This is a genomic window from Bdellovibrio bacteriovorus, assembly GCF_048286975.1.
Taxonomy (GTDB): Bacteria; Bdellovibrionota; Bdellovibrionia; order Bdellovibrionales; family Bdellovibrionaceae; genus Bdellovibrio; species Bdellovibrio bacteriovorus_H.
On the sequence record NZ_JBLVRT010000001.1, the window covers coordinates 1,044,583 to 1,057,707 of the forward strand.

The 13,125-nt window shown below is 49.2% G+C and carries 17 protein-coding genes; 10 read left to right on the top strand and 7 right to left on the bottom strand.

Annotated elements, in window-relative coordinates; genetic code table 11:
* Positions 1-15: 15 nt before the first annotated feature.
* Positions 16-789 (bottom strand): exodeoxyribonuclease III, encoded by a 774-nt coding sequence (locus tag ACNQKP_RS05200; RefSeq protein WP_417863266.1) that lies wholly within the window; start codon positions 787-789, stop codon positions 16-18.
* Positions 790-902: 113 nt separating this feature from the next.
* Between ACNQKP_RS05200 and ACNQKP_RS05205 the strand changes: the two genes are divergently transcribed.
* Positions 903-1,895, top strand: a complete 993-nt coding sequence (locus ACNQKP_RS05205) for a VOC family protein (protein ID WP_417863267.1) — start codon at positions 903-905, stop codon at positions 1,893-1,895.
* A 36-nt stretch (positions 1,896-1,931) separates the two neighbouring features.
* Here the strand turns inward: ACNQKP_RS05205 and ACNQKP_RS05210 are convergent, their stop codons facing one another.
* Both ACNQKP_RS05210 and ACNQKP_RS05215 read right to left on the bottom strand, forming a co-directional pair.
* A complete protein-coding gene (locus ACNQKP_RS05210) occupies positions 1,932-2,885 on the bottom strand; it encodes an SRPBCC family protein (RefSeq protein ID WP_417863268.1) in 954 nt (317 codons plus the stop codon).
* The gene (locus ACNQKP_RS05215) at positions 2,869-3,234 is read right to left on the bottom strand and encodes an ArsR/SmtB family transcription factor (protein WP_015092650.1); all 366 of its coding nucleotides are present in this window, start codon (positions 3,232-3,234) and stop codon (positions 2,869-2,871) included. The genes ACNQKP_RS05210 and ACNQKP_RS05215 overlap by 17 nt, the downstream gene beginning before the upstream one ends.
* A gap of 149 nt (positions 3,235-3,383) precedes the next feature.
* Between ACNQKP_RS05215 and ACNQKP_RS05220 the strand changes: the two genes are divergently transcribed.
* The 5 genes from ACNQKP_RS05220 to ACNQKP_RS05240 all read left to right on the top strand — a co-directional run bounded on the left by ACNQKP_RS05220 (position 3,384) and on the right by ACNQKP_RS05240 (position 8,122).
* Entirely contained in the window at positions 3,384-4,739 is a 1,356-nt protein-coding gene (locus ACNQKP_RS05220) for an MBL fold metallo-hydrolase (RefSeq protein WP_417863269.1), read from the top strand.
* Between the two features lie 48 nt (positions 4,740-4,787).
* Positions 4,788-5,756, top strand: a complete 969-nt coding sequence (locus ACNQKP_RS05225; protein ID WP_417863271.1) for a hypothetical protein — start codon at positions 4,788-4,790, stop codon at positions 5,754-5,756.
* The gene (locus tag ACNQKP_RS05230) at positions 5,753-6,565 is read left to right on the top strand and encodes a metallophosphoesterase family protein (RefSeq protein WP_417863273.1); all 813 of its coding nucleotides are present in this window, start codon (positions 5,753-5,755) and stop codon (positions 6,563-6,565) included. The genes ACNQKP_RS05225 and ACNQKP_RS05230 overlap by 4 nt, the downstream gene beginning before the upstream one ends.
* On the top strand, positions 6,547-7,083 hold the full coding sequence (locus ACNQKP_RS05235) for a hypothetical protein (protein ID WP_417863274.1): 537 nt from the start codon (positions 6,547-6,549) through the stop codon (positions 7,081-7,083). Before ACNQKP_RS05230 ends, ACNQKP_RS05235 begins: the two co-directional genes overlap by 19 nt.
* A gap of 148 nt (positions 7,084-7,231) precedes the next feature.
* A complete protein-coding gene (locus tag ACNQKP_RS05240) occupies positions 7,232-8,122 on the top strand; it encodes a DUF6635 family protein (protein ID WP_417863276.1) in 891 nt (296 codons plus the stop codon).
* Here ACNQKP_RS05240 and ACNQKP_RS05245 read toward each other — a convergent pair whose 3' ends face one another.
* Positions 8,123-8,533 (bottom strand): CoA-binding protein, encoded by a 411-nt coding sequence (locus ACNQKP_RS05245; protein WP_417863277.1) that lies wholly within the window; start codon positions 8,531-8,533, stop codon positions 8,123-8,125. It abuts the gene before it with no gap.
* A 191-nt stretch (positions 8,534-8,724) separates the two neighbouring features.
* Here ACNQKP_RS05245 and ACNQKP_RS05250 point away from each other — a divergent pair, with 191 nt between their 5' ends.
* Positions 8,725-9,003 (top strand): zf-TFIIB domain-containing protein, encoded by a 279-nt coding sequence (locus ACNQKP_RS05250; RefSeq protein WP_417863278.1) that lies wholly within the window; start codon positions 8,725-8,727, stop codon positions 9,001-9,003.
* On the opposite strand, the gene ACNQKP_RS05255 is transcribed toward ACNQKP_RS05250, so the two are convergent.
* Positions 9,000-10,190 (bottom strand): MFS transporter, encoded by a 1,191-nt coding sequence (locus tag ACNQKP_RS05255; RefSeq protein ID WP_417863280.1) that lies wholly within the window; start codon positions 10,188-10,190, stop codon positions 9,000-9,002. The genes ACNQKP_RS05250 and ACNQKP_RS05255 overlap by 4 nt on opposite strands.
* A 197-nt stretch (positions 10,191-10,387) precedes the next feature.
* Between ACNQKP_RS05255 and dkgB the strand changes: the two genes are divergently transcribed.
* Positions 10,388-11,188, top strand: coding sequence for a 2,5-didehydrogluconate reductase DkgB (gene dkgB / locus ACNQKP_RS05260; protein ID WP_417863282.1), 801 nt, complete (start codon positions 10,388-10,390; stop codon positions 11,186-11,188).
* A gap of 18 nt (positions 11,189-11,206) precedes the next feature.
* On the opposite strand, the gene ACNQKP_RS05265 is transcribed toward dkgB, so the two are convergent.
* Positions 11,207-11,680, bottom strand: a complete 474-nt coding sequence (locus ACNQKP_RS05265; protein WP_417863284.1) for an SRPBCC family protein — start codon at positions 11,678-11,680, stop codon at positions 11,207-11,209.
* 8 nt (positions 11,681-11,688) lie between these two features.
* The gene (locus ACNQKP_RS05270; RefSeq protein ID WP_417863285.1) at positions 11,689-12,093 is read right to left on the bottom strand and encodes a VOC family protein; all 405 of its coding nucleotides are present in this window, start codon (positions 12,091-12,093) and stop codon (positions 11,689-11,691) included.
* A 108-nt stretch (positions 12,094-12,201) separates the two neighbouring features.
* Here ACNQKP_RS05270 and ACNQKP_RS05275 point away from each other — a divergent pair, with 108 nt between their 5' ends.
* Both ACNQKP_RS05275 and ACNQKP_RS05280 read left to right on the top strand, forming a co-directional pair.
* Positions 12,202-12,561 carry a DUF1428 domain-containing protein gene (locus ACNQKP_RS05275; protein ID WP_417863287.1) on the top strand — a complete coding sequence of 120 codons (360 nt, stop codon included), beginning with the start codon at positions 12,202-12,204 and terminating at the stop codon, positions 12,559-12,561.
* A gap of 13 nt (positions 12,562-12,574) precedes the next feature.
* Positions 12,575-13,120: an SRPBCC family protein gene (locus ACNQKP_RS05280; RefSeq protein WP_417863289.1), complete on the top strand. Its 546-nt coding sequence runs from the start codon at positions 12,575-12,577 to the stop codon at positions 13,118-13,120.
* Positions 13,121-13,125 lie beyond the last annotated feature (5 nt).

A 13,125-nucleotide genomic window follows, 5' to 3' on the forward strand; every position in this document is an offset into this window, starting at 1 on the left:
ACAAAGCCGCTTTTTTTATTTCTTCAAGGTCAGGCGCACCGGGCAGTGATCTGAACCCATCACGTCAGGGCAGTGGGCTGCCGCCTTCAGGCGGTCAGAAGCCTCTTTGTTCACCAGGAAATAATCCAAGCGCCATCCGATGTTCTTTTCGCGAACTCCGGGACGGTAGCTCCACCAGGTATAGTGTTCAGGCCCTTGTTCAAACTTTCTGAAACTGTCGACCCATTCAAGCTTGTCCAGGAATCGTGTCATCCACGCGCGCTCTTCGGGAAGGAAACCGGCGTTTTTCATGTTGGTTTTTGGATTTCTAAGATCAATCTCTTTATGAGCGATATTGAAGTCCCCGCAAATGATGACTTCGCGGCCTTTTTTTCTGAGTGCCTGCAGGCGTTTTTCCGCCGCCGCACAGAATTCCAGTTTGAATGGCAAGCGGGTGTGCTCGCGCTGACTGTTGGGCCAGTAGCTGTTTACAACCGTGATCGGGCCAAAATCCGCTTCCAGCCAACGGCCTTCGATATCAAATTTCGGAATGCCCAGGCCAATGCGCACCTCGTCGGGTTCTTTCTTGGAATAAAGCGCCAAGCCGGAATAACCCGCTTTCTCGGCGAATGCCCAAGAAGAATGGTATTTCGCTGGATGATAGAATTCTTCATCCTTTTTGATGGCTTCGTCGGTGATTTTAATTTCCTGCAGGCAGACGATGTCGGCTTTTTCTTTTTCGAACCATTCGCGGAAATTTTTGCGGTGGACCGAGCGCAACCCATTAACATTCCAAGAGATCATTTTCATAAGCCCTACAATAGGGGGTTTTGCCGATGGAGGTCAAGGCCGGTCGAGGGTTGCCGCCGCCCGGGTTTTGATACTATAAATGGCTCAGCTTTCAGGGACATTTAAAGATGAATATGAACGAATTTAACATCGCAGCTCAGGACTTTTTGCAGAGGGTATTCAACAAGTTGGATGCTCAGAATATCCAATTGGATAAGCACTGGTTTATTGATCATCTTTGTTATCGCGTTTCTTCTTTGGAAAACTACAACTCCTTCAAGACACAGTTCGCGTCCTTTGCCGAACTTTTGATTGAAAGCGATGTGAACGGACGCCCTATTGCCACTTACAAATTCGCAGAGCCAATTCGTTTTAGAGATTGGTCCATTCAGGTGGTCGAACTTCCTGCGCCCAAGCCGGGTAAAGTCACTATTGAAGGTTTCGAGCACTTTGAAGTGGTCGCAGATATCGGCTTTGATGAAATCAAGGCTCGCTATCCAAGTGCGGTATTCAGTGAATCGGGTTTAAAAAAAGAATTTAATCCGGAGCTTGAAATTTCCCTGGATGAGCTGGCGATCAAATTTCATCCACTGTCTTTGGAATCCGTCATTCGACTTGAAAAGAACGAAGCCATTCATACGGCTGTGAAAAGTTCAGGTGTTCTGAAGTCCCTGAAGGAACATCAGCCCCTGTTGGTGGGAACTTACCCGCTGGGTATGAATGTTTCCGGATCTGACGTGGATGTTCTGATCAACATTCCAGATCTGACGACAGCCGAGACCTTGTTAAAAAAGCATTTCTCCGGCTTTGAAAACTTCAAGGCCGAAACCCATGCGCAGTATGCTGCGGTGACAGCTTCTTTTGATTTTCAGGGCGTGACCTTTGAGGTCTTTGCTCAAGTGAAGGGCACAGTCAAACAAAACGGCAACCTGCACTTCCTGGTCGAAGAGCGTCTGTTGCATGTGGGTGGATCATTTTTGGCTGAAAAGATTCTGGCTTTGCGTAAGGCCGGGGATAAGACCGAGCCTGCTTTTGCCAAGGCTTTGAATTTGTCAGGAAATCCTTATGACGAGCTTCTGCGATTACAAAAGCTCAGTGAGTCTGAGCTTCGTCAGCTTCTGAAATAAAAGAAAGGCCGTGGGTATTCACGGCCTTTTTCATTCTTACTTTTTTGCCAGTAAGTCTTCCAGTTTGTCGAAGGATCCGGTCCATCCTTGAGTCATTCCGGCGCGGCCCTGAACAAAGGTTGCCAGTTCCTCTTTCGTCCAAGTGCCGTGAGCTTCCCAAGTGACTGTGACCCTGGTTTCATCCGGAGCTTCCTCGGTCAATAGCACTGTGGTCTTCATGGATTCAGGCCACGTCGGTGCCAGCGGGTGACGAGATGGTTTTTCGTCCTTGTCGCAGAACTGCTGCGTGTACACGATGCGGTCCGGGCGACTGATTTCCAGATAGTGAGCGCGGCTATAGAATTCGACGCCCTGTCCGTTGGTCATCATGCAAAGCGTGCTGCCGCCAGTTTTAATATCCGCACGCAGGAACTTCATGGTGAACCCTGTCGGTGGAATCCATTTGGCAAAGTGCTCTGGATTCGTCCACATTTCAAACACCGTGTTGATAGGTGCTTCAAACGAGCGGTTGATCACAAAGGTCTCGTGTCCGGTGGATTCCTTCTCCAGATATTCTGCCAGACGGTCCCAAGTGGAGTTGCCACCTGCAGCTTTGATAAACTTTTTGGTTTCTTGAGCGGCTTCCGGTGTCGGCAAAGTCATGGTCATTTCAAGTTTGGTTTTGCCTTTGACGTCCTGGAATGTCGCCGTCACACGGAACAGAGGAGGCCTGTCATCATTGCCTCCGTGATCGTACACCAGTCGGGAACGTTCTACGACTTCATGATAGATGGTTTTGTTTTCCCAGTTGGTTCCGTCAGGTCCATGCATGGTGTAAGCCCAGTGGCCGCCGGGGCGCAGGTCCTTGCTGTGAGTGGTGATTGTGAATCCTCGCGGACCCCACCATTTGGCGACCTGAGCCGGCTCCGTCCAGGCATCCCACACGGCTTTCACCGGAGCATCGTAAATTCGTGTGATTTTAATTTCGTTGGATTTACTTTTTGCGGCCATGTTTTTTCCCTTTCGGTTTTTCTTTCACAGTGACAGTTTTTAAGTAGGCATCTAAGCGATCAAGACTTTCTTCCCAGAAGATGCGGTATTGCTCCATCCAGTCGGCGACATCTTTCAAACCATCGCCATTCAGTTTGCAGGGGCGCCACTGGGCTTCTTTGGATTTCGTGATCAGACCCGCTTTTTCCAGCACCTTCAGATGTTTGGTGACAGCAGGCAGGCTCATTTCTTTTAAGAAAGGCTTCGCCAAATCCGACACATTGGCTTCACCTTTTGAAAGCTGAGCCAGCATCGCCCGGCGGGTCGGGTCGGCAAGGGCGGCAAAGGTCAGGCTAAGATGGTCTTGCATAATACACCTATCGGTTAATTAACTAATAAGTTAAATATAAACCCGTTCGGCAGGCCTGTCAAATTTGCGATTAAATTAAGCAATTTCAATAAGTTATAAATATCACAAAAACACGTGGCAAAGGCCCGGGTCTGTAATAGAACACTGCCATGGTGAAAGTTTCCCGAATCCTTCATGCCGGCTACGTCTTTGAGTGCGAGGGCATTCGTGTGGCGTTTGATACGATCTTTGAAAATCCATTCAGTCGTAACTGCCATGCTTTTCCTTCCGTAGATTTTGATAAAGATCAGATTCGCGATCTGAAATTTTCAGCCGTCTTTATTTCCCACTATCATGATGATCATTGTTCCTTGGACAGCTTGAATCTGCTTGATCGAAGCACGCCGATTTACATGTACTGTGTTTTTGACGAGATCTTTGATTGGATTCGTCAGCTGGGATTCACCAACGTGAATTCTTTGGCGCTGAATACGTCAGTTAAGATCGGTGAATTTGAAATCATTCCGCGCCGGGCTTTGGATGCAGATGTGGACTCGTTGTTTCAGATCAAGGCCAAGGGTTTAAACATTCTGAACGTCGTGGATTCCTGGATTGATTATGACACCTTGGATTTGTTGCGTGACCAGGCCCCGTGGGATCTGGTGATGTGGCCTTTTCAGACGATGCGTGAAATTGAAGTGATCGCTCCAAGGAATGCTGTTCCGTCGGATGGATTGATCCCGGAAGAGTGGGCCGAGCAGCTAAAGGTGCTCAATCCCCGTGTCGTGATCCCAAGCTCTTGCCAGTTTTCTATGGAAAGCTGGTCTTGGTATAACCATGCATTTTTCCCGGTCTCTTATGCGGCTTTTCAAAATCAGATCAATGCGCTGTTGCCGCAGGCGCAAGTGGTGCGCCTGAATCCGTCATGCAGCATTGTGCTGGAACGTGCGGGGGTTCAATTCTCAGAGCCTTTGCCGTGGATAAGACCTGTGGGGCAGCAGGATGTCGACTATGATTATCAGCCGAACCTGGTTCCGCCAAAAACTTCTGAAGTGGCTAAGCACTTTCCGGCTCTTACGCCCGAACAAGCCCGCAGTGTCTTTGAATACTGTCAGTCCGGGCTTTTAACAAAGTATCGCTCGATGTCGGACCCTGAGGATGTCTACTTTGAAAAGCCTCGTTTGTGGCGTCTTTCCGTCTTTGATCACGAAGGCCAAGGACAGGAATTCTTCTATCAGGTCCATGGGTCCGAGATCGAAAGGCTGACGGAAGCCAAGGGTAACATTGCATGGACGACCGAAGTGTCCCTTTACAAGCTGCACGCGGCTTTGCAGGCGGGCGAGACTTTAACATCCATGTACATGCGGATTAATGATTTTGATTTTGTCGCCGAACTAAATTCAGTGGTGTCCGAAGTGGACGTCGTTGAAGACCCGTTGATACGTTGCCTGTTCAACGGCGTTTTCGGAGCTTACCAGCTGGCGCAACTTCGCCGTCTGACAGGTTGTCAGAGAGCAGCGCTTTAATCTGTTCTATCCATTGACTGATGTTTACAGCAATTCTAAAACTGATATGTGCTTAAACGTCTGATAACCTCTTTTATTTTTTTGCTGGCGCTGCAACCCTGTTGGGGTGGTCCGCTGGGAACCATTCCAACAATTGAAGAAGACAATCTGCGACTGATCTTTGATTTCCGTTCGGATCTTTGGTCTTCACCTTACACCTACAAAGATTCGCCGGTGCGGATCGTGGGCGCCGACCTTTTGATTCCGATATATAAAAGCGAAACCTGGAGTGCGTCTGCGCGTATCTTTGACGAGAACCTTCAGCTGGGGCGGGCGCAGTTTAATCTCGGTGGCGAAAACATCTTTATCGGGACGGCTCTGCAGAATCAGGGCATGGGCTTTGGTGTGCGAAAAGTTTTCGCCAGCGGCAGTATGATGAGTGTTTTTGCCTCTTATGCCACCGCGAGCGATGTTCCCTGGGGTGCCCCACGCAATGACTACTTTGACGGGACGATTTCCTACCGAATGGTGACAGGCAAAGACTATCATTGGATCTTTGCGGTGAATCAGTCGGACAATCGTGGGATTTACAATGGCATGCCGTATCCGTTCATTGGGGTGGTCCAGGATATCTGGCCGGGCTTTCGTTTCAGTTTGGGGCTGCCTTTCCTGATGCTGGAATGGGGGGCTGGTGAAGAGTGGGTGACAAACTTCAGCCTGACTCCATTTGGCGTTAGATTGGCTACCAGCAAGCAGATGGATCATGGTTTCGTCTTCCAGGCCAGGACCGCACTGACGGTGCGGTCCTATATGTTTGACACTCGCAAAGACAACGCCGACCGCTTGTACTATCAAGAGATCTTCGCCGAAGGAGCCTTGAAAAAGTTCGTGACCCCTCAGACCGGTATTTCTTTTGCTTTGGGGGCGGCGGTGGATCGTCGTTTGTATGAATCCGAACGTATTTATGTTCCAAATTCGAAAGTGACCACGATCAAAAATGACTTCTATGGCCGTCTGGGCGTGGAGTTCAGATTATGATGAAGTGGGCATTCTATCTTTCCGCATTTGTCCTGACCAGTTCCTGCGCGCCGTTCGTGGATTCACCTTTTTCGGACAATCTGCTGCGCCCTGAGCGTAATTTGAACGAAGTCGCCATCAGTCGCTTGGGGGACATCGAGGGCGACGGAGTCATTCGCATCGGTGTTTACTCTGATTCGCATCAGAACTACAAGGCTACGGACAAAATGGCCTATCAGATGAATCAGGCCACCGATCTTGATTTTGTAGCAGGTTTGGGGGATTTCACCAACTCGTCCTACAATCTGGAATACGATGAATTTATCGAAGCCATCGGCCGTCTGGATCAGATCAACATCAATGCGGTGGGGAATCACGATTCTATCGGTGCGGGACCGAAGCTATATCGCAAGGCTTTTGGTAAATCTAATTTCTATTTCGAGTCGGCGACCTACCGCTATATCTTCTTTAATTCCAACAATCTGGAAAATCCGGGGGAATTTGACCCGCAGTGGTTGAAAGACCGCGTGGATGAAACCGGCAAAAACATCATGATCTTTTCGCATGTGCAGTTGCGCGATAACGAGCGCTACTTCAATGACGATGCCACAATTCTGGGTTACGTGATCGAACATCCAAGGGTGAAGGTGATCTTTAACGGCCACAATCACGTGTATGATCTGTCGAAAGATCATGACACCATCATGATGCAATGTGGGCGGGTTGCGGGTGATGACGGCACCCACTGGCTGACGATCACCGTGCAGGCCGGGCAGTTTTGTGTAAAACGTATGGATACAGGAGTAACCACATGCGAAAACATCAAATAGCTCTTTTCGCTCTGATGTTGATGCTGGGTCTTTCGGCGCAAGCCGGGGATTGGCGTGCGGTGGTGGAGCGAGCTGGATTCATGGGTACAGTGGCTGCGGGCTTCAGTTACGAGTGGGAACCTGAGCATGCGGTGGATCTTTCTTTGGGGGCTTACCCGATGGATGATCAAACTTATTACCAGACGAATTTTGTCTATCGGTATTCCCGCTGGAACAGTCCGGTGGGCGAAGACATGTGGCGGCCTTTGCAGTTTGGCTTCTTCATGGCGTATTCTCTGGATCAGGAGCATTACTTTATGAAGTCACCGGATAAATATCCGTATCCGAAATACTATGACTGGACGGCACTTCGTTATGGGTTGGAGTTTGGCACGACTTACACGTTCATGCCCAGTCGGTTCGGGTTGGCCTATCGTCTCCGAATCTTTGATAACGGGGTGATTGCGATCTTCAACAACTCCAATCGTGATCTGCAGTACTATATTTCTTCCGGATTCTCGCTTCAGTATTTGTTTTAAAAATAATGGCTGAAAGGTCGACAGATTTATTGTCTTTCCTGCCGGACGGCCTGTTTTAAAACGAGATTCGTAGGAAGTGCCTCTATTGCGGCAACATTTAACCCTTTTCGCCCGTAAAATTTGTCAGAATAGATCCAGGAGATTCCTCATGGATCAAAGATCAGCGCCAGTTCTTGGTGCCATTGACGATTGTATCGAAAAATTCGCCGCAGACAGAAAGCGGCACATTGCCCCCTTCATTGAACGACACTTCTCGGTTTCTGAGGCCATCCAGATTCAGAAAAGGCACCTGCCGCTTGATTTGCTGCTAAGTCCGGTGAATGCACTTTGGTCAATTCCGTACCTGATGTTAAAAAAGGCCGTGGAAACTTCTGATAAGATGGGCTGGCCGGCTTTGAATCCCATTATAGATTTTCTGCCGGCAAGCTTTAAGACGGGTTATCAAAAAGACATTGAAAAGCTGATTGCGACCGAACTTGTGGGCGAAGGCATTCTGATGGATTACGTGCGCAAAGATCCCGTCCTGGGGCCTATGGTGGCATCCGGTGCCGTTGAGCTGAATCGGCGAAAGATTCACAGCGAAGTGCTGAAAGAGATCGAAAAGTATACTTCCAGTCAGGCCATGATCAATGATATCTGCAGTTCCCTGCTAACACTTGCGGCGGGATGGGKTTACTTTGGAGATAAGTCTCTGGGGGTTGTGGGACTTGGCAGCCGTATTGCCGGTAAACTGGCTCGTGAAAAAGCGTCTTCGAATTTCTTCCTAGGCGAAAAAGTGGGCTCGGTGTTTTACGGAGTATTTCCTCCGGCACCCACAAACACGCAGGTAGTGATGGCGACCCTGGCGGTGGGAACACTGCTGACTGTCTGCAGTTTGCTTGTCAGCGTTTTAAGTGATCCGGCCCGCAAGCGGTTTGGACTGCACGACAAGAAGCTTCATGCGCTGGTGGACAATCTTGAAGAGAAACTTTTTATCGCCCTGAAGAAAGACCTGAAGAATCATCTCCGGCAGCCCGCTGCCATGAAGCAGGCCGGTTGATCAGAAATTTTTTTTGTGTTCGATGATCAGGCAGCGGTTGGAAACAACTTTGATGCCGGCTTTTTCGGCGCGCGCTTCCGCTGTAGGATTGGAAATGCCCAGCTGCAGCCACAGCACTTCCACACCACCCACGTCCAGGGCCTCATCCACGACTTCATCAATGCGGTCCGAACTGCGAAACACGTCGACAAACCTGCGGTATTCAGCGGGAACTTCCGCCAGACTGCTATAGATTTTGAATCCGCCGGCTTCATGTTTTTTGGGATAAGTGCCCACCATATCCCAGCCGTGATCACGCATATACGCGGGAACGTAGTGACTTGCTTTGGTGGCATCGGGGCTTAACCCGTACACAGAGAATTTTTTGTACTTTTCCAGCAGGGCTTTGAATTCGCTGTCTTTGACATTCATAAGGTCACCTCGGTTTGTATTTCCATGTTCAACGAGGGCAATCTTAAGTGCAAGCATTCAAAGGGAATTTCGTGCAGTGACAACGCAAATCTCTTTATGAACTTTGTTTTAAGCAAACATCTTCATTAAGTTTATCGATTTTTAAAATGAACTTCCCTGAGCTACATTGAATTCATCAGGAGGCAGAAAATATGAAATGTCCAAACTGCAAAGAACCAAATCTGGTGATCTCAGAACGCAAAGGTATCGAAATTGACTATTGTCCTGAATGCCGTGGCATCTGGCTGGATCGTGGCGAGCTTGATAAGATCATCGAAAGATCCGCAGAATACGATGCTGCTCCAAAACGTGAAGAGGCTGTTCAGCAACAACAACCTCAGTATCAGCCGCAGCATCACCAGCAGCAGCCATATCAGTATCAGAAACCTTATAAACGCAGAAAATCATTCCTGGAAGAACTGTTCGACTAGGACTTCTTTTCCGTCAGGAAATAACCAAAGGCGAGGGCTGGCATCAGAAACCCCACCCACGATGTCAGCTCCCAGCCGCCACGGGCGTAAGCCCACGCACCTAAAGTAGAACCAACCGCTCCTCCCACAAAGATCGTCGCAATAAAGAGCCCATTCAAACGACTGCGGTATTCCGCCTTCAGCGAAAAGATCGCACGTTGACCCATCACCAAATTCGCGGTGATGCCTGCATCCAGCAAGATGGCTGAAATCACCAGCGCCGCCAAGGCTCCGGTAGAGCCACCTTCAAAGAAATGACTTAGCAGAAATGAAAAGGCCGAGATGATCATCGCCATCATCGTGGCAATACGGCTGTGACCTTTGTCGGCGGCTTTCCCGGCAATCGGCGCAATCACAGCGCCAGAAACTCCGACCAGCGCAAAAATCGCAATCGCGGATTGGGACAGGTTGAATTTCGGCCCTGCCAGCAACAACGGACTTGCCGTCCAGAACAGACAGAATGCCCCGAACATGAAAGCCTGATAAGCGCCTCGACGACGCACCACCGGTGTTTCTACAAACAGACGGCCCATGGATTTCAGCAAATCAAAATAGTGCAGATTCTTGTTTTCCGGATGACGTTCCGGCATCACTTTGTAAAGCACCACCGCAAGAACCGCCATCAGCACGGCGGAAAGAACAAATACGGCATGCCACGAAAATAGGTCTGTTAACAGGCTTGAGACCGGACGGGACAGCATAATCCCGATCATCAGTCCGCTCATCAGACTGCCGACGACCTGGCCGCGTTTCACCTCGGGGGCAAAGTGTGCGGTGTAAGGCACAAGGATTTGCACCGTCGAAGCACCAAGGCCGGTGGCAAAGGCGGCGATAAAGTACGGTGTCAATTGGGAGGCAAAGGCCAGGCCTAGGACGCCCAGTACTGCGATACCAATCATGGTCAGAACCAGACGGCGATTTTCGATGATGTCACCCAAGGGAACAATCAGCAAAACTCCCAGTCCATATCCGATCTGAGTCAGTGTTACGACAAGACCGGCAGCACTGGGATCCAGGCCCAGTGCCTGACTGATCATGGCCGTGATAGGTTGAGCATAGTATAAGTTGGCAACGATGATTCCGACGGCAGCCATCAGAAGCAGGACCAAACCGCGAGTTAAAGTGGGGTGAGCAGTGTCCGTTTTCATATTCCCGAAGCTACGCCTGCCCATGTCTTTGCGCAAGTACAGTGATGAAAGCTGACGTGGACTCATCATTCGTTAAGGAATCCTAAATGGATTGTTGATCTCCAGTCAAAGATCAATTGCGGTTTTAGGTCTAAATCAGAAACAGTGAAAATGCTAAATTAGCCTTATCAAAGTGTCTTTTTGAAGAGGAGAACCTAATGAAAATACCACAAATCGGACTTGGAACCTTTCGCCTTAAAGGGACTGACGCTGAAAACTCAGTAAGAATGGGGCTTGAGCTGGGCTATCGCCATATCGACACGGCTCAGATCTATGACAATGAAGCCGAGGTGGGAAAGGTGCTGACGGAAAGTAAGATTCCCCGCGCAGATGTTTTTCTGACCACCAAAATCTGGACAGAGAATTTGTCCAAAGAACGTCTGATTCCTAGCTTGAAAGAAAGTCTTCAGAAGCTGCAAACCGATTATGTGGATTTGGTATTGATTCACTGGCCTTCCCCAGAAGGAAAGGTTCCGCTGGCGGAGACTCTCGAAGCTTTGATGCAGGCTAAATCCCTGGGACTGACCAAAGAGATCGGGGTGTCCAATTTCCCGGTCAGTGAAATGAAGAAAGCCGTTGAAATCGTGGGCGCTAAAAATATTTTCACCAATCAGATCGAGGTTCACCCATATTTGCAAAACCGCAAGCTGGTGGATTATTTGAAGTCAGTGGGTGTGACGGTCACGGCTTATATGCCGCTGGCTTATGGAAAAGTCATGAAAGATGAGGTGCTGCTGAAAATCGCAAGCAGACACAGTGTAACTCCGGCCGATGTGGTTTTGTCCTGGTTGATGGATCAGGACATGGTGGTGATTCCTTCCTCCACCAAGAAACAGAACCTGCAGAAAAACCTGCAAGCCCATCGTGGTCTTTTAAGTGCCGAGGAAAAAGAACTGATTGCCGGCCTGAATTCGGGTGAACGACTGGCGAATCCGGCATTTGCGCCAGTGTGGGATTGATTCTGAATCTTGCTGCGTCTACATGATCCGCAGAAGATCTTCCAGGCGGTCATAGCTTTCGCTCAGTCCGCGGTGCATGCCGGACTGTAAGACCATGTCGCGCGCAGCTTTGGATTCATAGCGCAATACCACTGTGTGCAGTGTGGTTTTGCCGTCTTCGGTCAGTGAAAGATCGTTCAACCCTTCGCCCGGATACCATGGCTCGTCGAACAGTTCGGTGGTCTGCAGGTGATCCGGGCGATGGATTTCTTTCACCACTCCGTGCATTCCCATTTCACGGCCATCCTCATGGCGCCACATATAGTGATATTCACCGCCAGGCTTGGGGTCCAGAGTGCACACGGGCAGAGTCCAGCCCTTGGGGCCCAGCAGCCATCGCTTCAAGTATTCTGGCTTGGTATAGGCATCAAAGATCTTTTCTTTAGAGGCTTTGAAAGTGCGGGTGATGACAATATTGCGGTCTCCCGCAGGGACGACTTTCAGATCGTTCATGCATCCTCCTATTTCGGCGGCTCTTCGCCAGAATAGCTGACAACTTCCCAGACATGTCCGTCCAGATCCTCAAAACTGCGGCTGTACATAAAACCATAGTCCGTTGGCGGGCGTGGGGACAGGCCTCCGGCTTTTTTGGCTTTGTCGATCAGCGTTTCCACTTGCTCCTTGGAATCGACCGAAAAGCAGGTGATGACCTCTATGTTCTTGCGGGCATCCAAGATGGTTTTGTCGGTGAAGGTCTGGAAGAAATTTTCATCCAGAAGCATGGCAAAGATATTTTTGCCCATCACCATGCAGGCGGCACTGTCATTGGTGAATTTCATGTTGTATTCAAAGCCGAGCTTGCTGAAAAACTCCATGGATCTTTTCAGATTCTTGACAGGAAGATTCACGTAGATTTGATTTACCATTCATTTCTCCTTCCAGAAGGGGCCCTGTTCCATATATTGTTAATAACGAAGAAATAAGTCTCAAGTGAACGTGAAGGAATACATAAAAACACACCTAGGAGGGATCACATGGCAAAATACGTGGATGGATTTGTACTGACAGTTCCCAAGAAGAATATGGCGCAGTATCGCAAGATGGCGATGCAGGCCTCTAAAATCTTTTTGAAGCACGGGGCCCTGGAATACAAAGAATGTGTCGGGGATGATATGAATATCGATTGGGCGCTGCCGTTTCCGAAGCTGACAAAGGCCAAATCCGATGAGGTGATTGTGTTTTCCTGGATCACTTACAAATCCCGTGCGGCCCGGGATCGCGCGAACAAAGCCATGATGAACGATCCGAAAATGAAAGAAATGAGTCCGGAAAAGATGCCCTTTAATATGAAGCGCATGGCCTACGGTGGATTCAAAACGATCGTAGATAAATAGGCTCGGGAAGGTTATGAAATCATTTGGAATTATAGTTGGCTCGTTGGTCGCATTGATTCTGGCTTTGGGGCTTATGGCGCCGAAGGATTTTAAGGTCAGCCGTGATATCATCATCGACAGGCCGCAAGCGGATGTTTATGCTTATGTGAAGCAGCTGAAACACCAGAATCTTTGGAATTCCTGGTTCTTGAAAGATCCCAAAGTCAAAATGGACTACAAGGGTGAAGACGGAACCGTGGGTTTCATCGTGTCCTGGGAAAGTGCCATCAAAGAAGTGGGCGTGGGCGAGCAGGAGATTAAAAGTCTTGTCGAGAACAACCGCGTGGACACCGAGATCCGCTTCAAAATTCCGATGGAAGCCAGCTTTGATTCCTATGTGACTATGGAATCCGTGGATGCTGCTCAAACTCGGGTGACCATGGGCATGCACGATGAGATGTCCATTCCGATGAATGTGATGAGTTTCCTGTTTAATAAGATTTTTGGCGGCGAAGAGCATATCATCCGGGATATGGATCAAAGCCTGATAAATCTTAAGACACAGCTTGAGCAGAAATAAGGAGA

What these genes read in the sequence shown, in the direction of transcription:
- ACNQKP_RS05200 (WP_417863266.1), bottom strand. Translation starts at nt 789, where the DNA reads ATGAAAATGATCTCTTGGAATGTTAATGGGTTGCGCTCGGTCCACCGC.
- ACNQKP_RS05205 (WP_417863267.1), top strand. Translation starts at nt 903, where the DNA reads ATGAACGAATTTAACATCGCAGCTCAGGACTTTTTGCAGAGGGTATTC.
- dkgB (WP_417863282.1), top strand. Translation starts at nt 10,388, where the DNA reads ATGAAAATACCACAAATCGGACTTGGAACCTTTCGCCTTAAAGGGACT.
- ACNQKP_RS05280 (WP_417863289.1), top strand. Translation starts at nt 12,575, where the DNA reads ATGAAATCATTTGGAATTATAGTTGGCTCGTTGGTCGCATTGATTCTG.
- ACNQKP_RS05270 (WP_417863285.1), bottom strand. Translation starts at nt 12,093, where the DNA reads ATGGTAAATCAAATCTACGTGAATCTTCCTGTCAAGAATCTGAAAAGA.
- ACNQKP_RS05215 (WP_015092650.1), bottom strand. Translation starts at nt 3,234, where the DNA reads ATGCAAGACCATCTTAGCCTGACCTTTGCCGCCCTTGCCGACCCGACC.
- ACNQKP_RS05275 (WP_417863287.1), top strand. Translation starts at nt 12,202, where the DNA reads ATGGCAAAATACGTGGATGGATTTGTACTGACAGTTCCCAAGAAGAAT.
- ACNQKP_RS05255 (WP_417863280.1), bottom strand. Translation starts at nt 10,190, where the DNA reads ATGAAAACGGACACTGCTCACCCCACTTTAACTCGCGGTTTGGTCCTG.
- ACNQKP_RS05250 (WP_417863278.1), top strand. Translation starts at nt 8,725, where the DNA reads ATGAAATGTCCAAACTGCAAAGAACCAAATCTGGTGATCTCAGAACGC.
- ACNQKP_RS05230 (WP_417863273.1), top strand. Translation starts at nt 5,753, where the DNA reads ATGATGAAGTGGGCATTCTATCTTTCCGCATTTGTCCTGACCAGTTCC.
- ACNQKP_RS05265 (WP_417863284.1), bottom strand. Translation starts at nt 11,680, where the DNA reads ATGAACGATCTGAAAGTCGTCCCTGCGGGAGACCGCAATATTGTCATC.
- ACNQKP_RS05235 (WP_417863274.1), top strand. Translation starts at nt 6,547, where the DNA reads ATGCGAAAACATCAAATAGCTCTTTTCGCTCTGATGTTGATGCTGGGT.
- ACNQKP_RS05245 (WP_417863277.1), bottom strand. Translation starts at nt 8,533, where the DNA reads ATGAATGTCAAAGACAGCGAATTCAAAGCCCTGCTGGAAAAGTACAAA.
- ACNQKP_RS05220 (WP_417863269.1), top strand. Translation starts at nt 3,384, where the DNA reads ATGGTGAAAGTTTCCCGAATCCTTCATGCCGGCTACGTCTTTGAGTGC.
- ACNQKP_RS05210 (WP_417863268.1), bottom strand. Translation starts at nt 2,885, where the DNA reads ATGGCCGCAAAAAGTAAATCCAACGAAATTAAAATCACACGAATTTAC.